Here is an 18,204-nt window from a genome sequence, read left to right as displayed (position 1 = left end):
GGGTGGATTTCGCCATGAGCACGCGCCGCGATTTTCTTGCCGCCTGGACCCGCTCCGCGGCCCTCTGCGCGCTGGCGCCGCTTCCCTTCGCGCAGTTCGGCCCCGGCGCCTCCGTGGGCGGCCTCAACCTCGGCCCGCGCACCGGCCGCCGGGCTCCGGCGCAGCGCTTCCCGTTCGAACTCGGCGTGGCCTCGGGCGAGCCGACCGCGGACGGCGTCGTCCTGTGGACGCGTCTCCTCGACCTGCCCGGCGACCCCGCCGCCGCGACCCCCGTGCGCTGGGAGGTCGCCTCCGACGACAGCTTCCGCACCGTGGTCCGCCGCGGCGAGGCCGCCGCGCTGGCGGAACTCGGCCATTCCGTGCACGCCGAGGTCGGCGGTCTCGAACCCGCGCGCGACTACTGGTACCGCTTCCACGCCGCCGGAGCGACGAGCCCCGTCGGCCGCACGCGCACCGCCCCCGCCCCCGGCACCCTGCCCGACCGCTTCGATTTCGTCTTCGTCTCGTGCCAGCACTACGAGCGCGGCTGGTACACCGGCTTCCGCCACATGGCCGCCGAGTCACCGTCCCTCGTCGTGCACCTCGGCGACTACATCTACGAGAGCGGCCCCGGCATCCGCCCCGACCTCGTCCGCCGCCACGACACCGAGGAACCCCGCACCCTCGAGGCCTACCGCGCCCGCTACGCCCTCTACAAGCGCGACCCCGACCTCCAGGCCGCCCACGCCGCCGCCCCCTGGGTATTCACCCCCGACGACCACGAGGTCGACAACGACTGGGCCGGCACCCACAACACCGAACAGATGACCCGCGAGTCCTTCCTCGCCCGCCGCACCGCCGCCTTCCAGGCCCTGTACGAACACTTCCCCCTCCGCCGAACCTCCCTCCCCACCGGCCCCGACGCCCAGCTCTACCGCCGCCTCGACTTCGGCTCCCTGATGCGGCTACACGTCCTCGACACCCGCCAATACCGCACCCTCCAGCCCTGCGGAGGCCGCCGCCAACCCCCCTGCCCCGAACAACACGCCGAAGACGCCACCATCCTCGGTCGCCCCCAGGCCGACTGGCTCCTCGACGGCCTCGACCAATCCCCCGCGCGCTACAACATCCTCGCCAACCAGGTCTTCATGGCCCGCCTGTTGGAAGGCGAAGAGACCCTCACCCTCCCCATGGACAAGTGGGACGGCTACCCCGCCGACCGCACCCGCCTCATGACCTTCCTCCACGACCGCCGCCCCTCCAACCCCATCGTCCTCACCGGCGACCTCCACACCAACTGGGTCAACGACCTCAAACTAGACTTCGACCGCCCAGCTTCTCCGGTGGTCGGCACCGAATTCGCCGGAACGTCCATCAGCTCGAGCGGAGACGGCGTCGACACGGGCCCCCAAGGCGAAAACGCCATGAGCCACAACCCCCACATCAAGTTCTTCAACGCCCAACGCGGCTACGTCCGCTGCAGTCTGTCTCCCCGGCAGCTCCGGGCCGACTTCCGAGTCATGCCCTACGTCACCCGCCCCGACGCCCCCATCGCCACGCGCGCGAGCTACGTAGTAGAGAACGGAATCCCCGGCGCCCAGGAAACTTGAACAGCCTCGTTAGAGCGCACGCCTGATAAGCGCGCCGAAGGGAACATAATTCACGGCAAGAAATCGTCTAAGTCTAACTGGGACTGCACGATCTGCCGTTCTTGCCCGTGAAGCTGTGACGGGCCTGTCACGTCCGAAAAACGGGAAAATCGGGTCGAATGGCGGGGCTTGGGCGGGAGGCGTTGACGCTGACCTTCGCCTGGACGCGGTTCAACGGCATGAAGGAGCCCGTGCCCTCCACCGGCGAGATTCCGAGATCGTCAGAGCCGCCCGGAGGTCAGCGGCCCGTTCGGCCAACGCCACGTGATGACCGGCGGCGTATTGGTTGATCCGACGGCACATCGCCGAACTCCAGCGGGGGGAATGAGCTGGCCGGAGTACGGCTATGAGACCATCGAGCGGCTCGTGGCCGACCTCTCTCCGCAGATCCATTGAGAACGGAGACGGAAATCATGGTTCACGGCCCGGTTGCCCACTTCCAATCCGACGATGCCGCCGGCACCGAGAACCCGTTCGTTGTGGTATCTTCTGCAGCTTGGCCTCGTGGGGCGGGGTCCAGAACTCACAGCTTGCTGCTGGAGAACACGAATGGACACGTTGGACCCGACTAAACTGCCAACCGAACTTGTGAACCTTGGACACAAGATCGTCGACATCTCACATTCCGTATTGCGACCAGTACTAGCGAAGCGAGACGCCAAGGCCAAGATCATCGAGGCAACGGCTGACGCTGAAGCCAGCCACATCCGCACCAAGGGCGAGCTAGAGGATCTCGGAATGCGGTGGTTTTTTGAAGAGCAAATGAAACAGCGATGCCAAGATGAGGTGGTCGCAGCGGCCCTGGACGGCGTAGGTGACGAGCGCATAAGGTCCGACACACCAGATCCCCATCCCGATGTTGTGCGATTACTTCTCGACGGGGCCGCGTACGTCTCGGAAGTCGAGCTGCAAGTGCTCTGGGGTAAGACACTCGCTGGCGAGGTCAGAGAACCGGGAAGTGTCTCACGGCGGACCATCAGCGTGCTGAGAACCGTGGATCAGCACGTTGCTACCATCTTTGCAAGATTCTGCGCCCTCGCATGTTATATGACCCCTACGGAGGATGAGACAATCGATGGCCGAGTGCTGGCTTTGGGAGGACGAGCCGGAGACAACGCGCTCGCTGCGCACGGCCTTTCGTACAACGAGCTCACGATCCTCAGCGAGCATGGCCTCGTTGTGCACGATTTCGACGCGTGGAGGGACTATGGGCCGTGCGTTGTGCCGCCGTCGCTACACCATCCGGCATTTCCATTTCGACACCAAGGCCAGTATTTCGTGCTGCAGCGCGCGACAGAGAAGGTGGCCACTGCCGCGCCCGTCAAGTTCCGTGGTCCTCACATGACGCTCGCAGGGATGGAACTGTCGAGGGTCGTGGACGCCAAGCTGTTCCCGCGCTATCTGAAGGAACTGCGGCGGTTCTTCCAGTCCCGTGGGTTCGGGATCAATCGAGTCGAGCTTCCTAGTGAGGTCGAGGGGAAAAGACGCCCGTGACGGCCTTCGCGGTAACGTCGCTCGACCACATCATCTTTCGCGAGCGCCCCGGACGCGAGCATACCTAGGCACGAGATCATTGTGATCCATGATGGCTCGTGAGGACCTGATCGGCGGGATGTGCTCGAAGGTGCAGCCGGGAGCTGAGGCGCGAGGGCATCTGCCTGACGGCGAAGACGGACCTAACGCTAGCGATTCACCGGTTGTCCCGCTCGCTGGCGCAAGCGTCGGGGTGGCGCAAGCACTTCGCCGATCAAAACAGTGCCGGCGCGCGGCGGTGAAATCTGCGCGAACTGGGACACCCTCGACCAAGATGGTGCAGACATCACCCCGCAGGTTCAAGCCTGCCCGACCTAATCTAAGGGTCGATACCAGCCAGGCTGCCGCGACCGGATCGGCATCGGCTTGCCGCTCGTCTACAATCCGCGAGTCCGAGTGCCCCGGCCAATCGTACGCTACAACCGCGCGGTGGTTTCTCCAGCGGCACGGGTATCTGATGTGACTCGCACCCGCGAAGAGTTCAGCTGCGGGGCGGCTTGATGGCCGAGGCCTCGGTAGTCCATGATACCGGTGCCGGCACACGCCCGACCGAAGGAGGAGCCATCCCTCTGTGGTCGTCTTCGGGACGCAAAGGCGAACCGGGCGTTTCCCCCTAGCGGAGTTCCAAAGAACAATCGCCGATGCTTCTGAATCGGACCATTGAGGCGGCTTCGTCGAATGAGCCAGAAATCCCGTTCGAACTCCAGAGTCGTCAGCTCGGGAGCCTTCAGAAGGCCCGATCGAAGACAACGATTCTGAACGCAGGTGGTCGACGCGGCCTCTTGACTAGGGGTTGCGGTCTGGATTCCCTTGACGCTAGAATGGGTTGCGAGTTTAACACGGTTCATCGGTCTCGTAGGCGTTTGGCCTCCCAGCCCGAAGGACGAGTGCTCCACTCACTTTCTACTAGCTGCTCGCAGCTCATTGACGGAGGCCCTGCATGGACACCCCTACTACCCATCGTGATCGAACCCTACCTCTGTCCGTTGCCAACACGGGCTTCCTGCTGGACCGGCTTGGCGAGGACTGCCATCCTCTACAATTCCTTCGCGAGCTGACACAGAACTCGATCGAGGCCATCGCTCGCACATCCGAAGCGTCTGGTGAGGTCGTTTGGGACGTCGACTGGAACTACTACGATCTGCAGGGTGTCCTCAAACTCTGTGTGATCGATAACGGCGACGGGATGACGGGACCGGAGATGGTCAAGTACATCAATCAGCTATCGTCCTCGTTCTCACAGCAATCGCTCGCCGGAAACTATGGCGTCGGAGCGAAAGTTGCGGCCGCGACTCGGAATCACGCTGGGCTCATCTATCTGTCCTGGAAGGATGGAAAGGCTTCGATGGTCCACCTGTGGCGGAATCCCGACGACACAGGAATACGGACTTCGGCAACTTCAACGACCTGACGGCAGTTACGGACACTATGCAGCGGTCGAGGACGACGTCAGGCCGGCGGTGATCCGCGAACACGGTACGATGGTTCTGTTGTTGGGATCTACTGAGGAGTCAGACACTGTCTCGGCGCCAGAAGGGGCTTCTTCGCCATCACGATGGGTTTCAAAATACTTGAACGGCAGGTACTACTCGTTGCCGGCAGGAGTCACGATCAGGGCTAGGGAAGGGTGGCTCAATCCACGCGAGGACCGTGATCGTAATGTCTTGCGACGAGTGGTCGGACAACAGAAGTACCTGCAGGACCATTCTGAAGCGCACGGGGAACTGCCGGTCACTGGGGCGATGGTCAGGTGGTGGATTCTCAGCGACGATAAGGCCCTTAGCCAGAACTCCGGATTCATTGAGTCTTCCGGTCATGTGGCTGCACTGTACAACGGCGAACTCTACGAAATGTCGACCGGCCGCGCTGGCATGTCTCAACTTCAGCAGTTTGGCATCATCCTCGGCCACCGGCGAGTCGTAATCTACGTCGAGCCAGAAACGGGCAAGCTTCGTCGCCTTTCGACAAACACAGCCCGAACCAGCCTGCTCATGGACAGTGCACCATTGCCTTGGGCCCAATGGGCCATCGAGTTCCGCGAGAAGATGCCGGAGGAGATCCGCAACCTGATCGACGAGGTGGCAGCTCGCTCCAAATCCACCGACCATAGCAAAACAATTCGGGAGCGCTTGCGAAGTATCCTCGATCTGTATCGTATCAGCCGCTACCGCCCGACACCTAAGGGGACATCCGAGGTCGATGAGATGCAAACAGTACGTGGTGGAATACCTCGGCGAGGAGCAAGAAGACAGCGTTCAACCCCCGCCCGCGCTGGGAGTCGGGGGGGGACGGCAGGAGGTGTCTATTCCATTTTTCTCAAGAAGAACGGTACCCGGGCTGAGAAGATTAAGCCAGATCCATTCCCAGAAGTCCGTTGGATTAGTGTAAGCGATGGGACACGTGAGTCGGGCGACCTCGAAGATCGGGCCGCCCGGTACCTGATCGACCAGAACCGTCTCCTAGTCAACGCCGATTTTCGGGTTTTCGAGGACATGGTCGATCGGTGGGCCACCGAACTCAGTGATCGCAAGGCTCCGCGATCGCTGGTTGAGGACGCCGTGAGGGCGTGGTTCGAGCAGAATCTTGTCGAGACCGTACTTGGGGTACAGGCTTTGCGAAACGCCCAGGAGTGGAGCATCGGTGACATCAATAAGGCACTGTCTGAGGAGGCGCTTACCTCGGCCATTATGCCCAGATACCATGTGAACATCGCGATCAAGCGAGAGCTGGGATCCAAGTTTGGACGGATTGCGACAGCCAGTTGACACCTGCGAAGTCCGTCAGGGTCCTCAGGTACGGCAGTCGGCTGGCCCGCATGGCCGCCTTGAGGCGCCGGCTGTTGCGGACAACCATCTGGGCAGCTAGGAGCCGGTCGATCGCCTCGGCCGCGGTGGTATAGGTTTCCGGCACCGTGCCGTTTGCTCGGAGAGCATTGGAGCGGGCATCTTTCGGGTTCCGAACGTGGCGACCGATCTCGGAACGCGATGTCACCCGCCTCTAATCTGGACAACCGAGATACCGAGATACCGTGATGAGACTTCCCGCAACCGACGCGAACGGAGATCGGCTGCACACACGCCTCCAGCCGCGATGGGTCGAGACCTTGCGAGGTCGTCAGGGTGGACGCCGCCGCCGGTCGCCGCTCTGTTCCTCGTGGCGCTCGGATCCTGCTGTTCGGATACCACGACGGGGCCCCGGATGCACCGCTCGAGATCGTGCCGGACTCGGTGACGCTGACGCACATCGGGCAGCGGGTTCGCGTTCACGGTCGGGGAGGCGCGGTGCGGTGGAGCAGCCGGGATCCTGAGGTCTTCCTGGTGGATGTGGATGGCCATGTGGCGGTGCGCGGCAACGGCATGGCGCGTGTCGTGGCCCGGAATCGAGCGTCGTTGGACCCAGAAGCTGGCGATCTCTACTAGCTGCTAGGGGCTCCGCTCGCGTGCAGGTCACCGCAGCGGCGCGGGATCCCGACGAGGCGGCGAAGGTGCTGGAGGCGCGCTCCGGCGATGATCAATGGGCTGTGGTGGGGCAGGCACTGCTCGAACCCGTCTCGGTGCTGGTATTGGACGAAGACGGGCAGCCTGTTTGGGGCGCGACGGTTCGGTTCGAGCCCGAAGCAGGGAGCGGGCGCGCGGATTCGGGCGCCCGCGTGACCGTCTCCATCCGGCGGCTCAAGGTCGCGAATCCTCTCGGCAAGCCCGCCGGGACCAGTGCGCCCCGCGAGCAATGAAGACTCCTTCAGCCAGCAGTTCTCCCCGTCTCTCGCCTCTCAGACGTCGAAACCGGGACCCTTCCCGCCTTGCCACGCGGTTGACCCGCACAACCACGGCCTTAATCTCTTCATTCCACACCCGAAATCCGCCACCCCGTGAGAAATCCGGGCTAGACTAGCCATCTCCTGGGCCGATCGGCCCAAGCCTCATTGAAGCCCCGCAGAGGGCTCCGCAGGCCAGCGTTGTCCAACAGCCGATTCCCGGGATGATCGAAGCCTACCAGAAACGCAGTTGGTCCCCCGCTGGACAAGGGCCATCGAGGAACGATGACAACTCGGCGTCGGCTCCTACCTCTCGGGCCACCGCCAAGAGATCTAGGCGGCGCAACAATCCTACCGTAACCGGTCGCTTCGAATCCCAAAACACGAAGGCGCTCAGCAGTCCCTGGGCTGGTTCCGAGTGCAGCAGATCACGCACCACGACAGCCTCAGCCTTCGATCCGCAAGGTACGAAGTAACATGTGTCATCCAGAACGATCGGCTTGTCCTCGAACGAGCCGACCACGCGGAAATCGAGCTTCTTGTAAAATCCGGAGACCGCAACGCGCCAAGGGGCGAACGTGTAGCTCCCCACGCCGAACACCGAAAAGCGCGGCCGATTCCGATAGATCGTGCTGCGGCGGCGGTCCAATCGACCGGCGTGCGCGCAGAGGTACCTCCATGTTCGGGGCGCTGCAGATTGGATGCGGGCAGTGTCTTCGCCGATCGCCGATTGAGTGACCAGCATCCATCGGCTGGGCACCGATACGTTACCGTTCGCGAGTTCCGAACTCTTCAGCATGGGAAAGAGGAATCGGGGCTCGAGCGCCACCTCCTCCTGTAGGCCATTCATGTAGAGGCCCGGACCGCTTGGGTGCAGTTCCATGACCTTCGCACAATCGTGCTTGACGCCGGAACGCCACCGATACCGCTGCGGCCCGGCCAAGTGTTCCCACTTGTCGTATGACTTCAGGTCCGCAACGAGGTCCCCACGTCGGAGCCCAAACCGCGACGAGGGGTAAGTCGCTTCGAGCGTGTCGTAGACCGCGCATTCGACTTCTCCACGATGCGGCGAACCGGAAACGACGAAAAGACAGGCGTCTACGGATGCGCCAAAATGCCGGAGTGCGTCGATGCGGCGCATTTCCGCATTCCGCAGGCGCTGTCCGTGCTTCCACGCGTGGCGCAGGACCTTCCGGGCGACCGACACCTTGCAGAGAAGTGCTAGGCTGGCCTTCTGCCCGTCGATCCACTCGAGGGCTCGCATGAGCATCCACTCGGATATGTCGAAGTTGCTCTTGCCCGTCAGAGCGTCGATCCCACGGTGCCTGTTGAAGTTCGTCTTCTCGGGCAGATTGGAACTCCCCAGACTGCCAAGCTCGGCACTCGTGACCCAAGGTGGATTCCCCAGGATCAACAACGGTCTGGGCAGTCCAGCAAGCACCTCGTCCCAATCCATCCGGAAAAAATCGGCCCGGCGCACCTGAGCATCTGCGGTCGGGAAAGACGTGCGGAGGAGGTGCTGCGCCTCGGCTACGTACCGGGGATTGATTTCAAAACCGAGTATCCGTTTGGAGGAGGGGAACGCATTGCTTGCAGCGTGCAGGAAAGTGCCGGTGCCGCATGTCGGCTCGAGGACGCCCGCAGGACGTAGGCCACGGTCCGCCAGAAGGCCGCAGACGCGTTCGGCCAAGGCCGTCGGAGTCTGAAAGTCGCCGAACTCCACCTTGACTCTCGTCTTTGTCTCTGAAGGCACGGGATCACCTTACTCTGACAATTCCGTCGACCGCGCCAGCCTTGTCGATTGCCCGGCGATACTGAAGCCTCCATTGCAGGGCGTTGGAGATGGTGAGGTAGCCGACATCGGGGGGGTGCACGAGAACCTCTTCGGCGAGCCGGTTCGCCTCAATCTCGTCCACCGGTAGCCGCCGCTCCGCAAAAAACGCAAGAAGGTCGTCCACGTTCCCGCTGTTCTCGACGATTCGGCGGACGCCCGTGGTGGTCTGGAAATCTGCCGTACGCTCGGCCGTGACGAAGACGGTGTGGAGGATGTCGAGCCGGGCGGTGCGAGTGTTTTCGTCATCCGTCTTGTCGTAGACGAATACGAGCAGTGAGTAGCCTAAGCCGTACAGTTTCTGGCGTGCGGCCTTGTATGGGCAGGATGACTGTGGTTGCCGATGACTCGTGACCTTCAGGTCGACACCGAGTTCCGGGAAATCGATTCCCTTCGCCGAGCTTCCCTCCTGGTAGTCGTAGCCATCGTGGAGATTCGCTTGGAACTTGTGCTCAAGGTAGGTCCCAACAGCCTTGCCGTCCGTCACTCCGAAGAGCGACGGCTCGCTGTGCTCTGATTCTCTCTCGCCGAAAGCACGGGCCTCGCGGCAGAGCAGGTCAACGGTCAGGCGGGGCTGGCTCAATGCACTCCTGCGCCGCGCACCGTCCCAGCGGACGGCGACGACTCCTCCAATGCGCTCCAGGATCAGGTCCACCTCAACCATACTCGTTTCGCGAAACCGGCGTAAGGGCGCAACCGCCGCTGGAGCATGGGATAGCGTCACCAGCGGCCCCGTCCTACAGCCTTTTGGACGCCCAGACGGCCCGCCCGACGACGCGGACCTCTTCGGCAGAACACTCGTGGCTGTCGTACTCGGGGTTGAGCGACTTGAGCACCACCTTCGGCGGCTCGGAGTGCGCCACGTGCTCGATCCGCTTTGCGACGAGCGCGATGCCGTCCCAGATCACGAAGATCCCGGGCGGCGCGGGCACCGTCCGGCTCAGGTCGATCATGATGTGGTCACCGCTTGAGAGCAGCGGTTCCATCGAGTCCCCGTCCACTTCGACCATCCACAGGTCGCCGGGATCGGCCCGAACCCGGTGGCGGATGAACGCATCGGCGAACATCCACGCATCTCCGGTAACCCGAAGCTCGCCGTTCCAGGCTTCCTCCACGTCCGGCTCCTCTCTGAAATCCGCCTCCGGCACTGCGCTGTAGCCGATCGGCGCGGCGTAGGCGTCGCCGGGCGGCGACGGCCGTGTGGCGTTCGTCGAGAGCCGGAAACTCCGACCGTGCTTGAGTAGCTCGGGCCGGCAGCCCAGATGCTCCGCCAGGATCTCACGGTCGTCCTCGGCGAGGACCTTCGGCGTGCCCCGGTAGATGAACTGCTGCAGGTAGGCGTCGTTGCGGCCCATGGCGACCGAGGCGGTGCGCAGGTTCGAGCCCTTCGCCGCCAGCAGCCGGAGCAGCCGGCGGCGCACCGGATCGAGCCGCGCGGCGGGTCTTTTTTTCTTGCGTCCCATGGGACTGAAAATAGTCCCGCTTCCGGCCGGTTTCGCAAGCTGGAGAGGGAACCACCGGCCGAACGGTCCGGCATCGGCCCTCCACGTCCGGATACGCGGCCCGCCACTCGCTGGCCGGCGACGCCGAGTCCGCCGTTTCCGCGCCTGCCGCCCAGTCCAACTTCAGATCGTTCGGGAGACTGTTCGCAAGCGCGCGCGGGGGTGCTTCACCGCCCCACTGGCGGCGGAGTCCAGTGTCAACCCGACGGTATTGGACGTCCTCGACGTTATCGACATGTAGGTGATCTCCTAGGCATTGCGTCGCTTGCGGACGTGTTTCCACCGTTTTCGCCATGAAGACGCAAGAGCAGTACGGCCATGGAGACGTTGGAGCGGCATTTCAACGCGCGCATCGCCGCGTTTCTCGACCGCACGGGCATGCCGCCGACGACGTTCGGCATGAGGGCCGTGGGCGACCCGAATCTGATGCGCCAGATCGCCGCCGGGCGCTCGCCGTCGCTGCGGATGGCGGACCGGGTTCTGGCGTTCATCGACGGCTACGACGCGGACTCGGACGGCGCACGCGCTCCACCGCGCCGCCAGCGGCGCCGCTGGTCGAAAGCGGCCGCGGGACGAACGAGAGGGGGTGGAGCGATGGCCGATAGGCCGGGCGGGAAGAGAACGGACGAGCCGATCCGCTTCATCCGGGCATCCGAGATCGCAGCCCGGCTGGGCGTGGCGCGGCCGACGATCTACGGCTGGGTGGAGGCGGGTCGCTTTCCCCCGCCGATCCACCTGGGTCCGCGCGTGGTCGGCTGGATCAGGTCGGAGTTCGACGCGTGGGTCCACAATCGAATTGACGAGACCCGGGGCGGCGCGCAAGGCGGCGCCCGACCGAACCCCAACAGGGAGAGAACGGAATGACGAAGCTGATGAGAACGACGCGGGCGGCCGCGTGGACCGCGCTACTGGCGCTGGCGCCCGGCGCGCTCCACGCGCAGGGAACGAGCCCGTGGGTGGACGCGGTGGCCGAGCTCGAGACGCAGTTCACCGGACCGATCGCGCGTGGGCTGTCGCTGATCGCGATCGTGGTGGGCGGGCTGATGTTCGCGTTCGGCGAGGGCGGGAGCAAGCGCACGCTGGCCGGGATCATCTTCGGGATCGGGATGGCCGTGGGCGCGGTGAACTTCCTCGCTTGGCTGTTCTAATGCGGGGCCTCACACGCTGGCCGGGCTACGCGGCGCTCAACCGTCCGCTGACGGTGCTGGGCGTCGAGCGTCGGCTGTTCCTGCTGGGCGCGACCCTCGCGGTCGCGGTGTGGAACGCGACGGCCTCGCTCGTGGCGGGCGGCCTGGTGTTCGCGGTCTGCTACGGCGCGGGCTGGCTGGCGGGCCGCAGGGACCCGGCGATGCTGGCGGTGCTCCGGGCCGCGGCGCGCTACCCGGCCCGGTACGATCCGGGCAAGTGGGCGGACGAGCCGTGGCACGTCTTGGTCCGCGGGGGTTCCCGGTGAGAGTCGCCGACGAACTCCGGGCCCACGAAGCGGCAGGTTCGCTGGCCGAGGAGCTGCCCTACTGGGGTTGGCTCGAAGACGGCCAAAGCTGCCTGACCCGTGCGGGCGAGCTGGTGGCGGCGGGCCGGATCCGGCCCGCCGTGGTGGACGGTCGCACGCCGGAGCAGATCGATCGCGTGCTGGGTCTCTGGCAGAGGTTGCTCTCGGGCCTCGGTCCCGGCACGCGGCTCCAGTTCCACATGCTCCGGCGTCCCAGCCGCACGGAGAGTCAGCAGGACAACGGTTCGGACATCGCGTCCTTGTCGGGGCGCAAGCGAAGCGCGTTCCTCGCCGGGCGCGTCCAGCGGCTCGATTCCTTTGTGGTGTGGTCGCACAACCCGGGACTGCGCCAGGTCGGCGGGAGGTCCGGGTCCGGGACGCTGTCACGGCTCAAGCGACGGCGGAAGCGCGGCGGCAAGACGGGAACGACCTACCTCGCCTCGGAGATCGAGGCGGCCGCGGATCGGTTCCGGGCGATGATCGACGCGGGCCGCTCGCTCGTGGCCGAACACACGACCATCGAGCTGCTCGGAGCGCACGAGGCGTCCCGCCTCCTCTCCGAGTTGACGAACAAGCCCGGCACCTTCTGGGACGGCGCGACGGGGAGCGGCATGAACTGGCGGCTCGCGCTGTCGGAGCTTGAGGCCGAGCGCTCGCACCTGAAGCTCGACGGCGAGCCGGTGATTCTGTATTCGCTTCTGTCACCGCCGGGCCAGGCGCACGCGAACCTGCTCCAAGACCTCTACTGCCTGGATGCGGTGACGACGGTCTCGCTCGAATGGCGACCGTGGACGGTGGAATCGGCGCGGAGGCGGATCCGGAGCGCGCAGCGCCACTACTTCGCGCGGCGCTACTCGATGATGGCGCACGCGCAGGACGCGCAGGGCACGGCGGCGGCGATGGTCGATTCGGCGGCGGCCGCCGAGTCGGACCGGCTTGGGAGCGCGCTGGTCGAACTGGAAGCCGACGGGGTGGCCTACGGCGAGGCGTCGCTCACCGTCGCGCTCCATGGCGAACTCGAAGGGATCGAGCGGCTGGACGGCGACGTGCGCCGACTGTTCGCCGCGCACGACGCGAAGGTGATCCGGGAGGGCTACGGCCAGCTTCCCGCGTGGTTCGCCCGGCTCCCGGCCCAGCCGAGACGCCGGCAGGTGCGGAGGGTGTTCGTATCGGCCGGGCTCGCCGCGTGCCTCGCGCCGGTGTTCGGGCCGCCGAGGGGAGAGAGGAACAGCCGCCACCTCGGCCGTGAATCGCTGGCGGTCTTCGAGACTCCGTGGCGCACGGGCTACCACTACGACCTCTTCGCAGGCGACGTGGGCCACACGCTGATCCTGGGCGCGACGGGTTCGGGCAAGAGCTTCACCCTGAACTTCCTGCTGGTCGAGGCGCTCAAGTACGGCCCCCGCATCCTGATTCTGGACCTGGGCGGCTCCTACCGCTGGCTGACCCGGTTTCTCGGAGGCCGGTACCTGGAGCTCGCGCCGGGCGAGACGGAGCCGACGCTCCGGCTACAACCGTTCGCGCTGCCCGCTGGCACGAGGACGTTCCAGTTCCTCACCGGCTGGGTGCTCCGGCTCCTGAGGCTCGGAGGCTACGAGGCCGACGGAGCGGACACGAGCGAGATCCGCGCGCGGATCGAGGACCTGTACGCGCTGGGGCCTGAGCGCCGGACGCTGAGCGTGCTGGCAGGTTCGCTCCCGGTTGCAATGTGGCCCGCGCTGAACCGCTGGACCGAGGGCGGTGCCTGGGGCGCGTTCTTCGACAACGCGCCGTCGGACGGGGCGGACATCGAGTTCCGGGACTGGCAGGTGATCGACCTGGCGGGCGCGGCGGAGCACGCGGACCTCTGCGAGGCGGCGCTGTCGTACCTGCTGGAACGCATGCGCCTGGAGATCGAGAACCCGGCCGAGACCGCCCGTCTCAAGCTGATGGTCGTGGACGAAGCGTGGCGGTACATGCAGGACCCCGCCGTGCTGAACTACCTGGCCGAGGCGGCGAAGACGTGGCGCAAGAAGAACGCCGCGCTCGTGCTCGCCACCCAGTCCGCCGTGGACGTGACGGGAACGCCCGGCGCTTCGGCGCTCCTCGAATCGATCCCCACCAAGCTGTTCCTCGCCAACCCCGAGCTGCCCGCCGAGGCCGGAGCGCTCTTCCGGCTGAACGAGTCGGAGGTGGCCCAAGTCCGGGAGCTTAGCCCTAAGCGGGAACTCTACCTCCACCGCCCGGACGAGGCGGCGGTGCTCCGGCTCGAAGTCGATCCGGAGAGCTACTGGCTCTACACCTCCTCGCCCTTGGACGCCGAGAAGCGCGTCGAAGCCGTGGCGAGGCACGGACTGGTCCAGGCGCTCGAAGCGCTCGCCCGGCCGAACCCATCCCGCGCCACCCCCACAAACGCAAAGGACGCGACACCATGAAAACACCAACCGAAGCGATCCTGCTCGGGATCGGCGTTGTCCTGCTCACGCTGCTTCTGCTGGCGCTGCCCGGCGACGCCTGCGCGCAGCAAGCGAGCGCCGACGCCGCCTACCTGCGCGTGCCGGTGCCGGAGGAGGGCGATGAGCGGATCCCCCGGCTGCGCGCGCGCGTGCGTCACACGACGGTAATCGTGCTTCCGGCCGAAGAGCGGATCCTCGACTTCGTGGCCGGCGACTCGGAATACTGGCACCTGACCGGCGCGGCGAACGTGGCGTACCTGAAGCCCTTGGCCGAGGACGCGGCCACGAACGTCGCGCTCGTCTGCGAATCGGGGCGCATCTACTCGTTCCTTGTCTCCGAGCACGGCGAGAAGCCGCCGCATCTCGTGGTGCGCGTCGAGGCGGGCGCGGAGGCGGCGGCCATGTCCGGCGGCGGTGCCGTCGGACCCGCGTTCGTGGCCCGGAGCGAGGTGGAAGCGTACCGGCAGATGGCGGCCCAAGCGGCCGAGTCCGCGGGCCGGGCGCGCGAGGAAGCCGAGGCCGGGATCGCCGAGGCACGTGAGCAGGCGGCCGCGGAGGTCGAGGCGTTCCGCGCCTCCTACCCCGGACGGCTGCGGTTCGAGTACCGGCTGGACCGCAGGGCGTCCGAACGACCGTTCCGGGTCGAGGCGATGTGGCACGACGGGCTCTTCACCTATATCAGCTCGCGAGCGCACGAGTCCCCGGCGCTCTACGAACTCCAGGATGGCGAGCCGAGTCTGGTCGCGTTCGATCTGACCAAGGATGGGCTCTACATCGCCCGTCGCGTCATGGGCGACGGATGGCTCCAGATCGGTGACAAGCGGCTGCGTTGGCGGTTGGAGCCAGAGGCGGGCTCCAGGTGAGCGGCTGGAAGCAGTGGGTGAAGGAGCCGAAGGGCGCGCTGCCCGGCGGCCTCGTCACGAAGATCGGGATCGCGCTGATCACCGTGCTCGTGGCGGGGTTGCTGTTCTCCTCGACGCTGTCGCGTCCCGACGAGACGACCGAGGGAGCCGCGCCCACGGAGGCGCGGCCCGTGGACGACCGCACGGGCCGCTCGCTCGACGGGCGCCTCAGCGCTGAGACGGATCGCCAGACCCAGCAGGCGGCTGCCGATGCGGACCAGGAGCGGCAACCGTCCGATGACGCCGGGCGGGAGAGAGCCGGACAAGACGCGGGGGCGGATGCCGGCAACGCTGGCGGCCATGCCGCCCTCGGCCAGGCCGAGTTCGAGCTACGCGAGGCGCTCCGGCTCGAAGAGGTCGAGCGCAGGACGCGCTCGCTCCGCTCGCTCCCGGTCGCGCAGTCCCACCGGGATCCGAACCGGAGCTCAAATTCGGCTGCGGTGCCACCGCCCGCACCCGAGTCTCCCGATGCGGCCCTCGACGGGGCGCTCGCGTCTCTCGGGCAGTCCCTGGCCGCGCTTGAAGCCGAGATGGCCGCCGGGCTGGCAACCGGAGAGTTCGCGCCCGGGGGAGGCAGTTCAGCGGCGCAGATAAGTCTACCCGCGTCCGGCCCATCCGAGCCCGGGCGTTTTGTCCGGCCCGAGGATCCGCCGGGCTGGGAGAGGATCCACGAGGGCTCATTCCTCGAAGCGGTGCTGCTCACCCAACTCTCCGGCGAGTTCCCCGGCCCGGTGCTCGCCATGGTGTCGGTGCCGCTGTATTCGACCGACCGCCAGCGCGTCCTGGTCCCGCGCGGCGCGCGCGTCGTCGGCACCGCGAGCGCCGTCCAGAACCGCGACCAGAGCCGCCTCGCCGTGGCGTTCCACCGGCTGCTGCTGCCCGACGGAAGCTGGATCGACCTCGAGTTCGCCGGTCTGAACCAGACGGGCGAGAGCGCGCTGAGGGACCAAGTCAACCGGCGCTACCTCTCGACGTTCGCGGCCGCCGGAGCGGTCGGCGCCCTGAGCGGGCTGACGCTTGCCGGAACCTCGCCCTACGGACTCCGGGCTGGCGTCGGCCAGGGACTCGGAGGCAGCGCCACCTCGGTGCTCGACCGGTACCTGAACCGCATGCCCGAGATCACGATCCGCGCGGGCCACCGGCTCCGCGTCTGGTTCACCGCGGATGTCCTGGTCCCGATCCACACCACACACCGATGACACGAAAGGACTCCCCCATGCGCCACCGCATCCTTGCCACCGTTCTTCTCGTCCCCCTGCTGCTTTTCGCACGCCCCACTCCCGCGAGCGCGCAGTTCGACTTCGGGAGCTGGTTCCAGCGGGCCACGATCATCGCGAACCAGATCACGCAGATCTCGCACCAGGTCAGCCAGATCCGGTCGATGGCCCGCCAGCTCACGGAGCTCGAGGACCAGCTCGACCACATGGAGCGCGCCGCGCGCGGCGAGATCGACGCGCTCCTGCAGCCGTTCTCCGACCTCGCCGCCGACCCCGTGGGTCTCGTGCGCGACGGACTCGGTTGGCGCTCCGACTTCAGGGGACAGGCCCGCGGGACGGTGGACGCCGTCCGGCGCTTCGGCAACGGCCGCTCGTTCACCAACCTCTGGCGCACCGCCCACGGCACGGCCGACCGGGTGACGGAGGCCGACGTACTCGGTCTCTTCCGGGACCTTCCGCCCCGGGCCGCGACGCGGGCGCTCGAAGACTACCGCCGCGCCCGCGAGGCCGCCGACCGGCAGCGGGTCCTCGACTACGCCGCACTCGACGCGGCGGCGGCGCTCGCGGAGACCATCGAGAGCGCGCAGGGCTCGTTCGGTGACCTGACCGCGAACCGGAACCTCTCCAACACGGCCCTCCAGCAGGCCCGGGTCGCCGCCGCGCTGAGCCAGGGGCGCATCAACGCGGCCGCCGGACAGGTGCTCGCCCACCAGGCCGCCGCCGAGGCGAGCCGGGCGAGGCAGGCCGAACTCGCCCGCCTCGAGTGGCTTGGACGTTGGCATGACGACCACGCTCGCGCGAACGCGCTCGCCGAGACGATGCGAAACGCGGCTTCGCTGAACCGGACCACACTCCGCGACGGGCTTCTGTTCCGCATTCCCTCGTTCTACCGGTAGGGGCGCGACGGCCATGCAACTGCCTCCGCAGTCCATCGACCCGAACGTGCCAGCGCAGATCCCCGCCGATCAGCTCCAGGACTTCAAGAGCTTCCTGGACATCGTGCTCGACACCGTCGTCGGCGGAGCCGCGCCCGACGTGCACACGCTGGGACTCCAGCTCTGGGGCGGGCTCGCCGCCGTGATGGTCGCCTGGACGGGTCTGAGGATCGCGTTCAGCGGAACGTTCCAGCCCTGGGATCTCGTCAAGCTCGTGATCGGGATCGCGATCCCCCGCACGCTGCTCCACTACTACACCGTCCCGATCCCCGGCGTCGGGTTCACGTTCCCGGCCATGATCGCCGGAGGCGGGATCTGGCTCCAGAACCTCTTTCTGTCCGACGTGGTCTCGGCGGGCTACACCGAGATGACGGCGCTCGTGCAGGCGTACTCGGCGCACCTGAGCGCGGCGTGGTCCACGGGCAACCTGCTCTCGATCGTGACCGCCGGCACCACCGTGATCTTCTCCTCGCTGGTCACGCTCGTGATGGGCGCGTCGCTCGTGTTCTGCCTGCTGGCGCTGTTCTGCGTCACCTACGCGCAGGTGATCTGGGCGCAGGTCGCGATCGCCATCGCGATCCTGCTCGGTCCCGTGTTCATCGCATTCCTGCTCTTTGAGCCGCTCTCGTTCCTGTTCTGGGGATGGTTCCGCACGCTGATGGTCTACACGCTCTACGGCGTCGTGGCCGGTGCGGTGCTGCGCGTCTTCATGGGCGTCGGTCTCGGCTACATCACGACCTACGCCGATGCGCTCATGGGCACCGGCACCGCGGACCCGTTCGAGCTCTGGCTCTGGGCCGTCGTCCTTATGCCGCTCGTCGTCTGCGGCCTCATGGCCGGACTCAAGGTCGGCGAACTCGCCTCGATGCTCGTCTCCGGTTCCGGCTCAGCAGGGTCCGGGTTCGTCGCGCTCGTCATGCAGGGCGCCAGCAAGGCCGCCGCCCCCGCCAAGCCACCCGTCTGAGCCCGAAGGAG

At 66.4% G+C, this 18,204-nt stretch carries 17 protein-coding genes; 14 read left to right on the top strand and 3 right to left on the bottom strand.

Annotated features, from left to right (window positions below; translation table 11 throughout):
* The first annotated feature begins 14 nt into the window (after window positions 1–14).
* From ACOOGH_RS14935 to ACOOGH_RS14910, 6 genes are all read left to right on the top strand, one after another.
* Window positions 15–1,589, top strand: a complete 1,575-nt coding sequence (locus ACOOGH_RS14935) for an alkaline phosphatase D family protein (RefSeq protein WP_420449672.1) — start codon at window positions 15–17, stop codon at window positions 1,587–1,589.
* A gap of 588 nt (window positions 1,590–2,177) precedes the next feature.
* Entirely contained in the window at window positions 2,178–3,122 is a 945-nt protein-coding gene (locus ACOOGH_RS14930) for a DUF2806 domain-containing protein (RefSeq protein WP_420449671.1), read from the top strand.
* 979 nt (window positions 3,123–4,101) lie between these two features.
* On the top strand, window positions 4,102–4,572 hold the full coding sequence (locus ACOOGH_RS14925) for an ATP-binding protein (protein ID WP_420449670.1): 471 nt from the start codon (window positions 4,102–4,104) through the stop codon (window positions 4,570–4,572).
* A gap of 49 nt (window positions 4,573–4,621) precedes the next feature.
* Entirely contained in the window at window positions 4,622–5,926 is a 1,305-nt protein-coding gene (locus tag ACOOGH_RS14920; RefSeq protein ID WP_420449669.1) for a hypothetical protein, read from the top strand.
* Between the two features lie 354 nt (window positions 5,927–6,280).
* Entirely contained in the window at window positions 6,281–6,580 is a 300-nt protein-coding gene (locus tag ACOOGH_RS14915; RefSeq protein WP_420449668.1) for a hypothetical protein, read from the top strand.
* Between the two features lie 20 nt (window positions 6,581–6,600).
* Window positions 6,601–6,891: a hypothetical protein gene (locus tag ACOOGH_RS14910; RefSeq protein WP_420449667.1), complete on the top strand. Its 291-nt coding sequence runs from the start codon at window positions 6,601–6,603 to the stop codon at window positions 6,889–6,891.
* A 259-nt stretch (window positions 6,892–7,150) separates the two neighbouring features.
* On the opposite strand, the gene ACOOGH_RS14905 is transcribed toward ACOOGH_RS14910, so the two are convergent.
* The 3 genes from ACOOGH_RS14905 to ACOOGH_RS14895 form a co-directional block, all read right to left on the bottom strand.
* Window positions 7,151–8,638, bottom strand: a complete 1,488-nt coding sequence (locus ACOOGH_RS14905; protein WP_420449666.1) for an SAM-dependent DNA methyltransferase — start codon at window positions 8,636–8,638, stop codon at window positions 7,151–7,153.
* A gap of 34 nt (window positions 8,639–8,672) precedes the next feature.
* Window positions 8,673–9,329 (bottom strand): restriction endonuclease, encoded by a 657-nt coding sequence (locus ACOOGH_RS14900; protein WP_420450143.1) that lies wholly within the window; start codon window positions 9,327–9,329, stop codon window positions 8,673–8,675.
* Between the two features lie 154 nt (window positions 9,330–9,483).
* Window positions 9,484–10,209, bottom strand: coding sequence for a S24 family peptidase (locus ACOOGH_RS14895; RefSeq protein WP_420449665.1), 726 nt, complete (start codon window positions 10,207–10,209; stop codon window positions 9,484–9,486).
* A 357-nt stretch (window positions 10,210–10,566) separates the two neighbouring features.
* On the opposite strand from ACOOGH_RS14895, the gene ACOOGH_RS14890 reads away from it, so the two are divergent.
* Genes ACOOGH_RS14890 through ACOOGH_RS14855 form a run of 8 tightly spaced genes read left to right on the top strand, consistent with a single transcriptional unit; the run spans window position 10,567 to window position 18,193 of the window.
* A complete protein-coding gene (locus ACOOGH_RS14890) occupies window positions 10,567–11,112 on the top strand; it encodes a helix-turn-helix transcriptional regulator (protein ID WP_420449664.1) in 546 nt (181 codons plus the stop codon).
* A complete protein-coding gene (locus ACOOGH_RS14885) occupies window positions 11,109–11,396 on the top strand; it encodes a TrbC/VirB2 family protein (protein ID WP_420449663.1) in 288 nt (95 codons plus the stop codon). Before ACOOGH_RS14890 ends, ACOOGH_RS14885 begins: the two co-directional genes overlap by 4 nt.
* On the top strand, window positions 11,396–11,701 hold the full coding sequence (locus ACOOGH_RS14880) for a VirB3 family type IV secretion system protein (RefSeq protein WP_420449662.1): 306 nt from the start codon (window positions 11,396–11,398) through the stop codon (window positions 11,699–11,701). Before ACOOGH_RS14885 ends, ACOOGH_RS14880 begins: the two co-directional genes overlap by 1 nt.
* On the top strand, window positions 11,698–14,154 hold the full coding sequence (locus ACOOGH_RS14875; protein ID WP_420449661.1) for a VirB4 family type IV secretion system protein: 2,457 nt from the start codon (window positions 11,698–11,700) through the stop codon (window positions 14,152–14,154). The genes ACOOGH_RS14880 and ACOOGH_RS14875 overlap by 4 nt, the downstream gene beginning before the upstream one ends.
* Complete coding sequence (locus ACOOGH_RS14870; protein WP_420449660.1) at window positions 14,151–15,038, top strand: TrbG/VirB9 family P-type conjugative transfer protein; 888 nt, start codon at window positions 14,151–14,153, stop codon at window positions 15,036–15,038. Before ACOOGH_RS14875 ends, ACOOGH_RS14870 begins: the two co-directional genes overlap by 4 nt.
* Entirely contained in the window at window positions 15,035–16,276 is a 1,242-nt protein-coding gene (locus tag ACOOGH_RS14865) for a TrbI/VirB10 family protein (protein ID WP_420449659.1), read from the top strand. Before ACOOGH_RS14870 ends, ACOOGH_RS14865 begins: the two co-directional genes overlap by 4 nt.
* A gap of 17 nt (window positions 16,277–16,293) precedes the next feature.
* Window positions 16,294–17,190 (top strand): hypothetical protein, encoded by an 897-nt coding sequence (locus ACOOGH_RS14860; protein WP_420449658.1) that lies wholly within the window; start codon window positions 16,294–16,296, stop codon window positions 17,188–17,190.
* A 13-nt stretch (window positions 17,191–17,203) separates the two neighbouring features.
* The gene (locus ACOOGH_RS14855; RefSeq protein ID WP_420449657.1) at window positions 17,204–18,193 is read left to right on the top strand and encodes a type IV secretion system protein; all 990 of its coding nucleotides are present in this window, start codon (window positions 17,204–17,206) and stop codon (window positions 18,191–18,193) included.
* Window positions 18,194–18,204: the final 11 nt, after the last annotated feature.

Source organism: Candidatus Palauibacter sp., from assembly GCF_965213655.1.
Classification (GTDB): domain Bacteria; phylum Gemmatimonadota; class Gemmatimonadetes; order Palauibacterales; family Palauibacteraceae; genus Palauibacter.
Note: the sequence above shows the minus strand (reverse complement) of the source record. Positions and strands in the feature narration are given on the sequence as shown.

Coding starts and splice junctions, on each gene's coding strand:
- ACOOGH_RS14870 (WP_420449660.1), top strand. CDS start 14,151: ATGAAAACACCAACCGAAGCGATCCTGCTCGGGATCGGCGTTGTCCTG.
- ACOOGH_RS14885 (WP_420449663.1), top strand. CDS start 11,109: ATGACGAAGCTGATGAGAACGACGCGGGCGGCCGCGTGGACCGCGCTA.
- ACOOGH_RS14895 (WP_420449665.1), bottom strand. CDS start 10,209: ATGGGACGCAAGAAAAAAAGACCCGCCGCGCGGCTCGATCCGGTGCGC.
- ACOOGH_RS14880 (WP_420449662.1), top strand. CDS start 11,396: ATGCGGGGCCTCACACGCTGGCCGGGCTACGCGGCGCTCAACCGTCCG.
- ACOOGH_RS14925 (WP_420449670.1), top strand. CDS start 4,102: ATGGACACCCCTACTACCCATCGTGATCGAACCCTACCTCTGTCCGTT.
- ACOOGH_RS14855 (WP_420449657.1), top strand. CDS start 17,204: ATGCAACTGCCTCCGCAGTCCATCGACCCGAACGTGCCAGCGCAGATC.
- ACOOGH_RS14860 (WP_420449658.1), top strand. CDS start 16,294: ATGCGCCACCGCATCCTTGCCACCGTTCTTCTCGTCCCCCTGCTGCTT.
- ACOOGH_RS14935 (WP_420449672.1), top strand. CDS start 15: ATGAGCACGCGCCGCGATTTTCTTGCCGCCTGGACCCGCTCCGCGGCC.
- ACOOGH_RS14930 (WP_420449671.1), top strand. CDS start 2,178: ATGGACACGTTGGACCCGACTAAACTGCCAACCGAACTTGTGAACCTT.
- ACOOGH_RS14890 (WP_420449664.1), top strand. CDS start 10,567: ATGGAGACGTTGGAGCGGCATTTCAACGCGCGCATCGCCGCGTTTCTC.